The 15,331-nt window shown below is 31.6% G+C and carries 10 protein-coding genes; 6 read left to right on the top strand and 4 right to left on the bottom strand.

All coding sequences use genetic code 11. From position 1 onward, the window contains the following. Nucleotides 1–45: 45 nt before the first annotated feature. Nucleotides 46–2,793 carry a putative LPS assembly protein LptD gene (locus QLS97_RS10105; protein ID WP_282716407.1) on the top strand — a complete coding sequence of 916 codons (2,748 nt, stop codon included), beginning with the start codon at nt 46–48 and terminating at the stop codon, nt 2,791–2,793. 43 nt (nt 2,794–2,836) lie between these two features. Then, a complete protein-coding gene (locus QLS97_RS10100) occupies nt 2,837–3,217 on the top strand; it encodes a RidA family protein (protein ID WP_282716406.1) in 381 nt (126 codons plus the stop codon). A gap of 26 nt (nt 3,218–3,243) precedes the next feature. On the opposite strand, the gene QLS97_RS10095 is transcribed toward QLS97_RS10100, so the two are convergent. The 4 genes from QLS97_RS10095 to QLS97_RS10080 form a co-directional block, all read right to left on the bottom strand. Further along, nucleotides 3,244–4,095: an N-acetylglucosamine kinase gene (locus tag QLS97_RS10095; RefSeq protein WP_282716405.1), complete on the bottom strand. Its 852-nt coding sequence runs from the start codon at nt 4,093–4,095 to the stop codon at nt 3,244–3,246. 139 nt (nt 4,096–4,234) lie between these two features. Beyond that, on the bottom strand, nt 4,235–5,239 hold the full coding sequence (gap, locus tag QLS97_RS10090; protein WP_282716404.1) for a type I glyceraldehyde-3-phosphate dehydrogenase: 1,005 nt from the start codon (nt 5,237–5,239) through the stop codon (nt 4,235–4,237). A 74-nt stretch (nt 5,240–5,313) separates the two neighbouring features. Then, a complete protein-coding gene (pfkA, locus tag QLS97_RS10085) occupies nt 5,314–6,300 on the bottom strand; it encodes a 6-phosphofructokinase (protein WP_282716403.1) in 987 nt (328 codons plus the stop codon). Nucleotides 6,301–6,688: 388 nt separating this feature from the next. Further along, nucleotides 6,689–11,095 (bottom strand): translocation/assembly module TamB domain-containing protein, encoded by a 4,407-nt coding sequence (locus QLS97_RS10080; protein ID WP_282716479.1) that lies wholly within the window; start codon nt 11,093–11,095, stop codon nt 6,689–6,691. 225 nt (nt 11,096–11,320) lie between these two features. On the opposite strand from QLS97_RS10080, the gene tsaD reads away from it, so the two are divergent. The 4 genes from tsaD (at nt 11,321) to QLS97_RS10060 (ending at nt 15,165) form a co-directional block, all read left to right on the top strand. Further along, nucleotides 11,321–12,343, top strand: a complete 1,023-nt coding sequence (gene tsaD, locus QLS97_RS10075; protein ID WP_282716402.1) for a tRNA (adenosine(37)-N6)-threonylcarbamoyltransferase complex transferase subunit TsaD — start codon at nt 11,321–11,323, stop codon at nt 12,341–12,343. Nucleotides 12,344–12,346: 3 nt separating this feature from the next. Beyond that, nucleotides 12,347–13,054 carry a 16S rRNA (uracil(1498)-N(3))-methyltransferase gene (locus QLS97_RS10070; protein WP_282716401.1) on the top strand — a complete coding sequence of 236 codons (708 nt, stop codon included), beginning with the start codon at nt 12,347–12,349 and terminating at the stop codon, nt 13,052–13,054. Nucleotides 13,055–13,072: 18 nt separating this feature from the next. Further along, entirely contained in the window at nt 13,073–13,711 is a 639-nt protein-coding gene (locus QLS97_RS10065; protein ID WP_282716400.1) for a DUF4159 domain-containing protein, read from the top strand. Between the two features lie 506 nt (nt 13,712–14,217). After that, nucleotides 14,218–15,165, top strand: coding sequence for a zinc metalloprotease (locus QLS97_RS10060; protein ID WP_282716399.1), 948 nt, complete (start codon nt 14,218–14,220; stop codon nt 15,163–15,165). The last annotated feature ends 166 nt before the right edge of the window (nt 15,166–15,331 follow it).

Below are 15,331 nucleotides of genomic sequence, written 5' to 3'. Positions count from 1 at the left end.
AAAATTTTTTATTTGACTATTTTTGACAAAAAATTATATGTAAGTTTGACATGTCAAAAAACAGGCCATAATTTTACAAAAATAGCATTTAAACCTTTGCATACAAACTTATTTAATATCGTTTTATTATCAATTTTCCTGTCATTAGGGTCTGGTAAATTATATTCTCAAGATATAACAAAAAAAAAGACAGCTATATCCGCAAACAAACAAGCTGACACGACCAATTTAGATACTAGCAAAAAGAATACTCCTACTATAATCCTTAAAAAAGAAACTGACTCCATAAAAAAAGATAGTGTAAAGCCTCAAAAAGCATTTCTTGACGGAAAAGTGAGATACAAGGCGGATCAATATGCTAAAATTGACCAAAAGAAAAAGCTGATTACCTTATATGATAAAGCGGAGTTGTACTATCAAGATGTAGAATTGAAGTCAGGAATAATCGTTATGGATTATGAAAAAAATGAAGTCTATGCCGGACGTATCAAAGATTCAACAGGTGCTTATACTCAATACCCAAATTTCAAACAAGGCGCAAATGTAGTAGAACCAGATTCTATCCGTTTTAATTTTAAAACAAAAAAAGCCTTAATCTGGAATTCTAGATCAGATCAAGGAGAATTTAAGATTAAAGCAACTATCACAAAAAAAGAAAATGACTCCGTTTACTTTTTAAAAGGAGCTCGTTTTACGACTTCAAAAGATGTAGATAATCCTGAATATTATTTTCAAACCAATAAAGTGAAATTTATTCCGGGCAAAAAAGTAGTAACTGGTTTGACTAATATGGTCATTGCAAATGTTCCTACTCCTATAGCTTTACCTTTTGCTTTTTTTCCAATGAGCAAAGAAACCAGTATTTCAGGATTGATTTTACCCAGCTATAACGATTCTAATACCAGAGGATTTTCTCTTCAAAATTTAGGATACTACTTTGCTCTTAGCGACAATTATGATTTAACAGTTTTGGGAGATTATTATACCAATGGAAGTTATGGATTGCGTTTTGAATCCAGTTATGCCAAAAGATACAATTACAGAGGAAACTTAAACGTTCGATTTGAAAATTTAATCACCAGCGAAAGAGGATATCCGGATTATTTAAAGCAAAATATTTATAACATACAATGGTCACATTCCAAAGACTCTAAATCAAATCCGAATTCTAGTTTTTCAGCATCTGTGAATCTTGGAAGCAGTAAATATTTCAAGCAATCCATCAATCAAGTTAATATTGGATCGAATCTTAATAATACATTAAGCTCTTCCATTTCATATTCAAAAACCTTCACTTCGGTTCCGCAAGTTAGAATGTCATTGACCGCAACACATTCCCAAAACACTCAAACGGAGGAAATCAATATGACTCTACCAACACTACAATTGAGTGTAGATAGGATTTATCCTTTTGTAGGTAAAGATGGTGTCAAAAAAGGTTTTTTCAAAAACATCAATTTACAATATAATTTAAACGGTAGAAATAACATTGTAACAACTGATTCCTTATTCTTTAAACCGCAAATGTTTAGAGATGCAAAAGTTGGTTTTCAACACAGTATTCCATTAAGTACCAATTTTAAATTATTCAAATATTTCAGTGCTTCTACCTCCATGAACTATGAGGAAATTTGGTATACCAAAACAATTGAAAGAAGTTATGATGTTGACCAAAGCAAAGTTGTTGATAAAACCATAAATGGATTTGATGCTTTCAGAACATACTCCTTTTCATCCAGCGTAGGAACAACTATATATGGAACTTTTAATTTTGGCAATGACAAAAAAATCAAATCTATAAGACACGTCATGAGACCATCTGTTTCGTATGGCTATACACCTAGTTTTGAAAAATACTACGACACCTATGCTTCAGACGCTAGCGGGACAATGAAACAATATTCCAGATTTGAAAGCGGAATTTTTGGTGCTCCTGGATTAAATAATTCCAATACTTTAGGTTTTGATTTGAGCAATACTTTTGAAGCAAAAGTTACAGACAAAGACAGTACTAAGGTCGAGCCTAAAAAAATAATGCTGCTTAATAACTTAAACCTTTCCACTAGTTATAATCTTGATGCCGATGGAGTGACGACACTTGCCTTTTCTCCAATAAGAGTTAGCGGTGGGACAACATTATTAGATAACAAAATGAATGTCAATTTTGGAGCAACATTAGATCCATATGCCATTGACAATTCAGGAAATCGAATTAATGTCTTTAACATTGATAATGGCGGCAGTCTTTTTAGAATGACCAGTTCTAATATGACCTTAAATTATTCTATTTCGAGTCAAGGAAAAGACAAAACAGACAAAGAGAAGAACACCCAGAGTCAGAGAAATGGTGGTCGTGAAGATGATTTATTCGGAACAAATACAGATTTAGGTGACAACCGAAGAAGTCAATTTGAAGAAGAGGAAGGAGACGAAGGCGAAGATAAAATCTCGGAATTTTTCAATTCAAAGTTACCTTGGGACATGACATTTGCTTATTCCTTGACTTACGGAAATAACAATAGAGAAAATAAAATCATTGGAAATTCTATAATGATTTCAGCAAATGCTGACATAACTCCAAAATGGAAAGCAGGTGTATCTACCGGGTATGATTTTGTACAAAAAGGAGTTACTTTTACCCAGCTTCGTTTTGAGAGGGATTTAATGAGTTGGAGAATGGATTTTAACTGGTCTCCATTTGGTACCAATGCAAATTGGGGCTTCTTTATTGGAATAAAATCTGGTGTTCTTAGTGATATTAAATGGGACAAGCGAAGCACTATAAACCGATAATTGATTCTTAAACTTTTCACTATATAAAAAAAACAACCGTTTTATGAAAAAGATAATTTTTACAGAGAATGCTCCGGCACCAATCGGGCCTTATAACCAGGCAGTTCTTAAAGGAAATACGCTATATACTTCCGGTCAAATTGCAATTAATCCTGCAACTGGAGAATTGGTTACTGACACCATTGAAGTAGAAACAGAGCAAGTAATGCAAAACATGAAAGCCGTACTTGAAGCAGCAGGAATGACATTTGAAAACGTTGTGAAGACAACCATATTCATCATGGATATGAATGATTTTGGAAAAATAAATACCGTTTATGGTTCTTATTTCAACGAAAAAACCGCTCCAGCTCGTGAAACGGTTCAAGTGGCATGTTTGCCAAAAAATGTAAATGTTGAAATTTCAATGATTGCAATACTTTAGTTAAGTATTGCAATTCATTGAAATTTTTATTTGTTGGCAATATGATACGCTATAAGACCATCAATAGGTCTTCTAAGTACGTTACCTAATTTTAATTCATACTTATCGAAAGTCTCTTGCAATTCATCTTTCAAATAAAATGCAATAGATCCTACAAAGTGAACAGGTACTTCTTTGCAATTATCATATTGTTTAATATAATTTTTCACGAAAGATTTCATTCCTTTGAAAATTATTTTTTTACAAAATTCAGTATCTTTATGTTGAATTAAGAACTTTGCAAATGTTGCTAAGTAAGCATTTGGATTCGCTTCTTTGTATAATTTACTTTTAATAGCATCTGGATCTAAATCGTATTCTTTCTCAAATTCTACTGCCAATTCTTTTGGCATTTTATTAAAATAATACTTTCTGATTAATTCTTTTCCAAAAACATTACCGCTACAATCATCCATAACGATATATCCTAATGATTGTACTTTTTGATGCAATTCTTTTCCATCAAAATAACTACAGTTAGATCCTGTTCCTAAAATACTAACAATAGCTTTTTCACCTTTAGGCGTTGTAGCGTAAACTGCAGCATAAGTATCCTCTTCAACTACAATAATTGCATTAGGGAAATAGTTTTGAAAAATTTGTGAAAGTGAAATTTTCATTCTATCAGTTCCACAACCTGCGCCATAGAAAAATAAATGAGTAGCCTCTTTTTTATTTTGTAAAATATCAAAACGATCGTTCAAACGTTCAATAATTTCATCTCCATCTAGAATTTCTGGATTCAACCCTAATGTTTGTGTGGTAAACAATACTTTTCCGGCATCATCAATCGCTATCCAATCAGCTTTGGTAGAACCACTATCAACTAATAATCTCATTTTTTTTGGTTTTTTTGGTTTTTTTGTATTTTATTTTTCTAATTTAAAATGCGTGCAGTATAAGATTTGCATTTAAAAAATGGAACAAAAAATAAAATCCCGTTAAATATAATATAACGGGATTTGTAAATATAAAGAATTATTTTAAACCTGCAATGTGTACTGACAAGTCAATTAATTTACTTGAATATCCGTATTCATTATCATACCAAGATATGATTTTGAAAAAAGTAGAGTTCAATCCAATTCCTGCATTAGCATCAATGATAGATGTTCTTGAATCAGAAACAAAATCTTGAGATACAACTAAATCTTCAGTATATCCAAGGATACCTTTCATGGTAGTTTCTGAAGCTTTTTTCAATACTGCCATTATTTCTTCATAAGAAGTTTCTTTAGCAACTTTCACAGTTAAATCTACTGCTGAAACATCGGTAGTAGGAACACGGAAAGCCATACCAGTTAATTTTCCATTCAATTCAGGAATAACTTTACCTACTGCTTTTGCTGCACCTGTAGAAGAAGGAATGATGTTTACGCTTGCAGCACGTCCACCTCTCCAGTCTTTTCTAGAAGGACCATCAGTAGTCATTTGAGTAGAAGTTGTTGCGTGAACAGTAGTCATCAAAGCTTCAACAATTCCAAAGTTATCATTAATAACTTTAGCTAATGGAGCTAAACAGTTCGTAGTACATGATGCATTAGAAACGATTAAATCAGAAGCTTTAGCTTCAGTATGATTAACTCCCATTACAAACATAGGTGCATCAGCAGAAGGAGCTGAAATAATTACTTTTTTTGCTCCACCTTTGATATGCTCGCTTGCAGTTTCGATAGTTGTGAAGAAACCAGTACATTCAGCAACTACATCAACATCAACTTCATTCCATTTTAAATCTGCAGGATTTCTTTCAGCAGTAATACGAATGTTTTTTCCGTTTACAAAAAGTTTTCCATCTATAACTTCAACAGTTCCATTGAAACGACCGTGAACAGAATCATATTTTAATAAGTAAGCTAAGTGATCTACATCTAATAAATCGTTGATAGCTACAACTTCTACATTATCTCTATTGTAAGACTCTCTGAAAACAATTCTTCCAATTCTTCCAAATCCGTTTATTCCTAATTTTACTTTTGACATTTTACTTTAATTTTTTTGTTTATTTTTATTAACTCAACCTAAAGTCTAATTTCCTCACTATAAACTTTAACCACTTATGTAGACATAATGTCTGAAACTCTTAATAATTCTCTATCAATCATTGTTTTTCCTTTGATTGCTTGTTCTAAAGGCGTCAACGCTACTTTGTCATTTTGCAATCCAACCATGTAATTTGACTTACCTTCCAATAAAGATTCAACGGCTTTTACACCTAATCTACTGGCTAAGACTCTGTCAAAACAAGATGGGGAACCACCTCGCTGCATGTGACCTAAAACCGAAACTCTAACATCGTATTCAGGCAAATTAGCTTCAACGTAATCTTTTAATTCGAATACATTTTTACCAATTTTATCTCCTTCAGCAATAACAACTATACTGGATGATTTACCTGAAGCTTTACTTTTTTGCAGTGACTCTAATAATCTGTCTAGACCCAAGTCCTCCTCAGGAATTAAAATTTCTTCTGCTCCTGCACCAATACCTGCATTCAAAGCAATATGACCAGCATCTCTACCCATTACTTCTACAAAGAATAATCGGTTATGAGAACTTGCTGTATCTCTAATTTTATCAATTACGTCAACTACAGTATTTAATGCCGTATCGTACCCTAAAGTATGACTCGTCCCAAAAATATCATTATCAATAGTTCCCGGGATTCCCATTACTGGAAAATTAAATTCAGTATTGAATAATAAACCTCCAGTAAAAGTTCCGTCACCTCCTATTACCACTAAAGCATCAATTCCTGCTTTAGTAAGATTTTCGTGTGCTTTTTTTCTTCCTTCTGAAGTTTTAAATTCTAAAGATCGAGCTGATTTAAGAATCGTCCCTCCTTTATTTACAATGTTGTTTACACTTCGAGGTCCCATTTCTTTGAAGTCACCTTCAATCATTCCCTGATATCCTCTATAAATTCCTATGCATTCTATATTATGATAAGCACATGTTCGAACAACCGATCGAATAGCTGCATTCATTCCTGGAGAGTCTCCTCCCGAAGTTAGAACGCCAACTTTTTTTATTGTTTTTGGCATTATTTAAGTATTAAAGTGTAAAATTAGCAAACATTCAGCACTTTTAAAGCTGTGTTTTTAATAAATTAGTAAAGCGTTCCAAATTCAAACGTTTTCGTTGATAAGTTTTTGGAAAAACAAAATAAAAAGGATTTTATTTAACAAAATTGAAAAATAATTGATTTTTATTTGATAATTAACAATTAGCTTGTTTTTTTGATTATAAACTAAGACAATACACTAACTATTTGTCACTAAGATACAAAAAGAGAGTTTTCTTCTGTATACTTTAAAAAATATTTATGATTTTATGTAGCGCTTGGTAATTTGAATTAATTAAACGCAAGCAACATTAAACTGCATTCTTATTCAGTATTGGCAGTATTTAAATTAAAAAAAGACCAACTAATTAGTTTTCCTCTGGAAGTAAACCTTCTTGATTTTTCTTGATTTTTTTTGTACTAGATTTCTTTGGTTTAGAAAAATTAATATAATCAGGAGACATATCAGAATCTTGGTCTTCGGCAACAGGCACTGTAGCTCTGTCTATTTTTAGATTTTTAAAAATTTTATTGACTAACTCTTTAAAAGTATCAAAATCGACCTCATAAGAAACCCCTAAACCTTGTGTATATCCAATTCCCTGCCCAATATAATTAATATCATTTTCTTTATTAAAAAGGCGTAAATTAAGCGTTCCATCTTCATTAACTCTATACAAAACTTCAACATCACCTACGATTGCTGATTCATTAATTCCTCCAAAAGGAACACCGAGTTTACCATTAATCGTAATTCTTTCATTTATTTTTGACGAAATAGTCGCTACAAAGCGCCCGTCAGTTTCTTTACCTATTCTTCTGTCGGCACCAATGAAATTAAGACCCACTTTAAATTTTTCATCATCCGATTGTATGATTCCGCCTAATATGCTTGAAGCGGTCTCAAATAAGCTTCCTGAAAAATCAGATTGACTTACTCCTTCCGGACTTAAAAATCCACCAGATGATAATAAATACAAAGCTTGAGTTTGTCTCACATCCTTATCGTTCAATTTATATTGAATTTCTGATTTCAAAACATTACTTACTGTTGGGAATTCAATATTAAAATCTGGCTCCGGACTAGTCAAATCGCCTCGGATACCAATAACTACTTCAACAGGAACTTTTGTATTAAAAGAGGAGTTATCTAATAATACCGCAGGATTTGCTGTTGTTTTATACACTGCTTCAAGGTTTAATTGCGCTCTCATCGGATTTCCTTCCCAAGAAATAGAACCTCCTTTTTTAACTGCAAATTTCTTATCAATAAGTCCTCCATATTTAAAATTATAGGTTCCCTCATACGCCTGGAAATCTCCCCACATATTAAATTTCCCTAAAGTATTTATTTTAAACAATAAAGATCCAAAACCTTTTCCTTTCATTCCATGACCTGTATTTCGGTCTAAAATCACTTCTACTTCGGCATCTGGAGTAATATCAAAATCAAACTCTAATTCCAGTCCATTGTAGTTTCTGGTGTTCTCCGTAATTCCATTTTTTAAATTATATTTTTCTTGATCGGTCACAAAATGTAGAAAAACATTATCACTTACACTTTCGGCATTATTAATCGGGATTTTAATGGCTGTACCTTTCTCGGATTTTGCATCCACTTTTATAAACAAAGAATTCGTTGGTCCTTTTATGGTGGCAATACCATCGATAAAAGCAGTTCCGTAATAAGCGGTATCTTCACTGTCTTGAGTATCTAACGCTAAAAGTCTTTTAGAATTAATAGCTAAATCCAGCTTCCAATCTGCAAAATTATTATGCTCAATACTTCCATTCAATTTACCTACAGTTCCATATTTTGTATCTGTAAGCGTATTGTTCCTAAATAGGAATTTCTCATCGGTAAGATCAATAATTGTATTGTTGCTCAATGCATAATCAACACTCAAATACGGAATAGTTATACCGGCATTATCTAAAAATAAACGTCCATTAATATTCGGTTTTTTAAGATTTCCCTCAATAGTGGAATTACCGGATATAGAACCTCTAATATTTGATAATACTTCCCCGCCAAGCGAATTAAGGGTTGCAATATTAAACTTTTCGAATTTTAGTCTTAAATCAAGGATGGTTTCTTTGTTTACAATTTCAAAACTTCCATTAGCATTAAAGGATTCAAAATTTTTATTTTCTAAATTAGAATTGATAGTAAATTTTCTAAGACTTTCATCTCCTTCAATTTCAAAATTCAAAGTACCTAAATCCGTTTTATTTACATTCAAATTATCGATTACGATAGAAGATGTAGGCTGATAAACATTATTATTTTGCTTGAAATTTACCTCGCCATTTATATTTCCATGCGCAACAAACTTATTATTGGCAGGTGTAATTTGATTTAAATCTACATCTTTAAAGCTCAATTTCAAATCCTTAATATTAGAGCCTTTAAAAGCCCCCATTAACGAAATCGACTGATTTTCATGTGACAATATTATATTGTCAATATCGAAGTTCTTAAATGATTTATCAAAAACAATTTGATTATTTGGTGTTTCATTTTCATTCAAAAACCATAGATAATCCTTGAATTTCACTTCCGATTTACTGATTCCAACTACGTTATTATTGGCTGCATTTATAGTATGATATAAATTCAGATTATAATAATCCTCCCCTTTTGATCCGCCTTTAAATTCAGAACGAAAGAACAAAGTATCTTTCATAGTCACATTTATCACACTAAAATCACGTATTTTATAATATTTCGTTTTGATGCTATCCAATTCAATGTAAGCATTATAAAGTGGATTTTTATTGTCTACCGAAACTCTAATATTATCAAATGTGTTGTTTGAAGCTATGATTTGAGGCGAATTAAAATTAAGCTTAAACTCTTGATTATCAGAATTTATATTTCCTTTAATTATAGTATTTGAACCGATTGAAATATCCGGATAAAATATTTCGATAATTTTATTATAGATGGAAAAATTAAATTTAAGAAACTGCCCTTTTTTAACCTTACTTGGTTTAAAATTCGTATAAAGACTTCCTAAAGAATTCTTTACTAAATTCTCTAATTGATTGAATTCATATTTACCTACAATTTCACCTTCAACAATATCAGGAGAATTTACTGTTATGGTTCGGATTCTGTTTTGGTCAAAACTGGAAATTATTGTAAAATCATCAAAGTTGTAAATTCCTTTTGTATTTTGATAAGACGTTTTATTAATGTAAACATTTCCTTGAAAATTCTCTATATTATTTCCCGAAGCTTCCACCACAACATCCCCTTTGAAAATAGAAACAGAATCTTTTATTAATTTTAATTTATTTAAATCTGCATTTTCAACATTGATGTGAAAATCGTATCGGCTGTCTTTTTTACTTAAATCCAATAAACCATCAAAAGTCATAGTCAAATTAGGGTCATTTACCGTTATTTGACCTTTGTAATTAGGACTTTTAAGCGTTCCATTTACCACAATATTAGTGTAATTGTAGTTTTTATAATCCATTTGACTAATGTCACCTTTGATTCCGGTATTAAGAAATTCTCGTTTAAAACCTTTTCCATCTACATCAATATTCAAACTTATGCTGCCTAATTCCTTCTGATCAAATAATGTCCCAACATCAAAGTTTTCTAAAATTACATTCCCTAAATAGGAAGCCTTATCAATTACATCAATATTTTGTATTGCTAGGTTAGACGTTACTTTACCTAATGCAGTAATCATAGAAAAATCAGCTTCAACAGCAGTTGTTGAAACATTAGATGTTCCTGAAGCGGTAAATCTTCCTAATTTCTTTAAAGAAGTGGGCAATTTATTTCCTAAAATATTGGGAAGTATTACGATTAAATCATCGTAGCTGGAAGTTAGCTTATCAAACTTAGCATACATCGAAAATTTTTGCCCTTTTTTGGCAAACAAATTCTTAAAATTGATATCACCGTTAATTTGTGTCTTGCGGTCATCAACTAATTCTAAGTTTTTAAATTTCAAATCATTAAGAGTACCTTTTATACTTGCTTTGGTATAAAAATGTTGATTCCTGCCTAATTCTTTATAAAAATAACGAATGTCATTTGAAGCAATTGATGCTGCATCTAATTTTATATCAAACTGAACTTTATCAGTAAAATTAGAAAAATCTTCAATTTTATATTTTAATAAAACGGTTCCTTTCAGCGTTGACTCTTTGGTCAACAAATCAAGATTTTCCAATTTTATATTCTTTTTTGAATAACTGAATTTGGAGCTTAAATTTTTAACATACAAACCACGGAAATCCAAAAATGACATTTTATTAATCATTGTGGTAACATCCGGACCGTATATTTTAAAATCAGTTACTGAAGCATTCAGTTTAGTGAAATCTAAATCTTTAGGATTGTCACGATTGTCATCTGTCAAAATAAAATGACCATCATAAATTTTCAACTTATTAGCTTTCAATAAAAATTTCTTACTTGATGGCTTTCCTGTTTCAAAAGCTGCAATAAACTTATCGAGATTCGATTGTTTTTCGTTTTTGTACGTTCTCAAATTAAAAAGCAACCCGTGCAAATCTAAATCATCAAAGATTAAATCTCCATCGAGCAATTTTTTACCTTCTAAAATAGTGGTTGAAATTCTATTGGAATAAATCAAAGTATCTTTACGATGATCCAGAATCAATACTTTTTTAAATTTTACCCCTCCAAAAACCGAAATGGCAACTTCATCAATATTAATATTAGTCCCAAAATCTTTATTAATACTATTCGTGAAATATTGAGCAATTTTTGTTTGAACAAATGGCATGGTAAGAGCAATACCGAGTACCAACAAAAGTAGGATTAGTCCAAGTAGAGAACGAAATACTATTTTTTTAATTTTTTTGATACCTATATACTATTTAAATTTTCTAATATTTGATTTTGCTTTTGGAAACCGAAGCACCTTAAATAAAAATTCTTTAATTTTGGCTGCTACAAAGTGATTTTTATAATCGACTTGTCAAATGTAATTCAAAATTTGTGCCTTTTTATGCAAAATCCCGAGGTTTTTATTCTTGCCATCGAAAGTTCCTGTGATGATACCGCAGCTGCCATTTTACTAAACGATAAAGTGCTGTCAAATGTTGTTGCAAATCAGCTTATACATAATCAATATGGCGGCGTGGTTCCTGAACTGGCCTCTCGCGCACATCAACAAAACATAGTTCCGGTAATCGATGCCGCGCTACGGAATGCAAATATACAAAAAGAACAGCTATCAGCAATTGCCTTTACACAAGGTCCGGGACTTATGGGATCCCTTTTAGTAGGAAGTTCATTTGCAAAATCAATTGCTTTAGCCTTGCAAGTTCCTTTGATTGCTGTAAACCATATGCAAGCGCACGTTTTGGCCCATTTTATAGACGAAGAAGGATATGAAAAACCTACTTTCCCTTTTTTGGCTTTGACCATAAGTGGCGGACATACTCAAATTATTAAAGTGGATGACTATTTTGACATGACTGTTATCGGAGAAACCACTGATGATGCGGTAGGTGAAGCTTTTGATAAAAGTGCAAAAATACTGGGTCTTCCCTATCCTGGCGGTCCTTTAATTGACAAATATGCACAATTAGGAAATCCGAAAGCCTTTGCATTTACAAAACCAAAAGTTCCAGGATTGGATTTCAGCTTTTCTGGACTAAAAACGGCTATTTTATATTTTATTCAAAAGAAAAAATTAGAAAATCCAAATTTCGTTGACGAAAACCTCAATGACATTTGCGCTTCCATTCAACATACGATTATTGAAATTTTAATGGACAAATTAAAATTGGCAGTAAAGGAAACCGGAATAAAACAAATAGCAATTGGCGGAGGAGTTTCTGCAAATTCTGGAATCCGAAATACATTAAAAGAAACAGAGAATAAATACGGCTGGAAAACCTTTATTCCTAAATTTGAATACACTACCGATAACGCTGCAATGATTGGAATTGTAGGTTATCAAAAGTTTTTATCACAAAAATTTGAAACTTCTTCTGTCGTTTCTAAAGCAAGAATACAATTATAAATTATGCAATTATTTTACAATCCAAATATTACTGAATCTACTGAAACTTTTTCTTTTGACAAAGAAGAAAGCAAACATATTATTAAAGTACTACGCAAGAAAGATACCGATATATTATTTGTAACCAATGGTTTAGGTTTTTTATTTAAAACTGAAATCACATTAGCTTCGGATAGCAAATGTACCGTTAAAATTCTTTCATTCGAAAAAGCACCAGCTTCAAAATTTCATTTGCATTTGGCGGTAGCGCCAACTAAAATGAATGATCGTTACGAATGGTTTCTTGAAAAAGCAACCGAAATAGGCATACACGAAATCACACCAATTATCTGTGATCATTCTGAGCGAAAAGTCATTAATAACGAACGATTTGATAAAATTTTGTTGGCTGCCATGAAGCAATCTAATGAATTGTATTTGCCGAAATTAAATAATGCCATAACCCTCAAAGAATTTATTAAAGTTGAAAGAGACGGTTTAAAACTGATTGCACATTGCGAAGAAACGGATAAAAAAACACTAAAATCAGTTTTGAAACCCAATGAAAATGTAACATTACTCATAGGTCCGGAAGGTGATTTTTCAGAAAAAGAAATTGCTTTAGCTCTTGAAAACAACTTTATCCCAGTTTCATTAGGCAATACTAGATTAAGAACTGAAACTGCAGCAATTGTTGCCTGCCATAGCGTCGTTTTTATCAATGAAGAATAAGAACTAATTTATATCATTATGAGGCAACTATTTTATCTACTGTTATTGTTTTCAATACCAACATTTTCACAAGAAATTGCTTTGGTAAAATATAGCGGTGGCGGTGATTGGTATGCAAATCCTACTTCTTTACCAAATTTGATAAAATATTGTAATGCCAATATCAATACCAGAATAAAAACAAAACCATCCACTGTTGAACCCAGCAGTCCTGATTTATTTTCCTATCCCTATGTTCATATGACTGGACATGGAAATGTAGTTTTTAATGATGCTGACAGCAATAATCTTAAAAATTATTTACTCGCAGGAGGATTTCTCCATATTGATGATAATTATGGTATGGATCAATATATTCGAAAAGAAATAGAAAAAATATTTCCAAATAATAACTTGATCGAAATTCCTGCTAATCATGCCATTTTTCAAAAACCATATTCGTTCCCAAACGGATTACCAAAAATACATGAGCATGACGGAAAACGACCACAAGCCTTCGGAATATTTATCGAAAACAAATTAGTCTTGCTCTATACCTACGAATGCGATTTAGGTGACGGTTGGGAAGATCCAGAAGTCAATAACGACCCAATTGATGTTCGAGAGAAAGCATTAAAAATGGGTGCCAATATTCTTAATTATATTTTTAATAATTAAGAGCTACATTTTCAAAGTTGCATTTTAAAACGGCCTATTCAATTTTAGATTTGAATAGGCCGTTTTCTCTTAAAATAACTTTTCATTTGTTTGATTTAAATGCCTTCAAAAGTTCCGAATTCAGACGAATAAAAAAACACTCAAAAGAAATAGATATTACACCTACAATTATTAAAAAATATGGATAAACAACTTGAAAAAATTTATTTCCAACAAAAAATCAAAAACATTAATTTCATATATATTTATGACATTATTTTATTTAATGATAAAATATCTCTTAAATAACCTCATTATAGCTACAATTTTGAGTGTTGAAATTTTGCAAAAAAAATTTGTATGAAAGTACTTGTAAATTATAAATCGCTGAAATTGACTAAAAGCAATAAAATCAATAGAATACTATTTTTTTTAATTTTTTTTTTCAATAAAATTTTTTTTGTGAAAAAATTGTTATAGAATTGTGAAATAATTAACCAAATCTATTAATTTATAACAAATTTTTTATGAAAAAAATTCTTTTATCTGCCGTAGCATTATTGATGCTTTTCTCTTGTCAAAACGACACAACAGAAGCAGCTCCAGAAACTAGTGCTTTAGCACGTCGCGGTTGTGCATCACAAGAAGTTCTTGAAGCACAAATGAAAGCTGACCCAACTTTAGCTTTAAGAATGAACGAAATTGAAGCATTTACTCAAAAAGCAATGCTATCTGGTCGTTTAGTAAACGGTAAAGTTGAAATTCCTGTTGTAGTAAACGTATTGTACAAAACTGCTGCAGAAAACATTTCTGATGCTCAAATTCAATCTCAAATTGATGTATTAAATGACGATTTTAATGCAACAAATTCAGATTTCAGCAGTACTCCTGCTTTATTCTCTGGAGTTGCAGCAAATGTTGGTATCACTTTCGTTTTAGAAACAGTAAATAGAAAATCTACTACTAAAACATCTTGGGGAACAAGAGATGCAATGAAAAAAACAAAACAAGGAGGTTTAGATCCTACTTCACCAACAACAAAACTTAACATGTGGGCTTGTACTATTGGTGGTGGAATCCTAGGTTATGCTCAATTTCCTGGAGGATCAACAACTACTGATGGTGTTGTAATCGATTCAAAATATTTTGGATTATCTGGATCAGGGGCTTATCCTTATAACTTAGGAAGAACTGCTACTCACGAAGTAGGTCACTGGATGAACTTACGTCACATTTGGGGTGATGCAACTTGTGGAAGTGATTTAGTTTCTGATACACCTACACACAACACGGCTAACTATGGTGCTCCAGCTTACCCACATTATAGCACTTGTACTGGAACTCCAGTAGAAATGACTATGAACTACATGGATTATACTGACGATAGAGGAATGTACATGTTCTCTAACGGTCAAAAATCAAGAATGGCTGCAATTTTTGTTTCAGGTGGAGCAAGAGCAGGTTTCGGAATATAATTTTTAGTTTTTTAGATTTTAAAACTCGCTACTTGTTAGCGAGTTTTTTTGTTTTGAATAATGAACAACCAATTTATAATTTATAAAAAACAATTTATAAAGCATTGATTTTCAGTTAACTATTTTACGTTCTCTTAGTAGCATAATGAGAAAATAATCGTAAATT

Source organism: Flavobacterium yafengii (assembly GCF_030010375.1).
Taxonomy (GTDB): Bacteria; Bacteroidota; Bacteroidia; order Flavobacteriales; family Flavobacteriaceae; genus Flavobacterium; species Flavobacterium yafengii.
The sequence above is the reverse complement of the archived record's forward strand: the minus strand, read 5'-3'. Positions and strand labels throughout refer to the sequence as shown.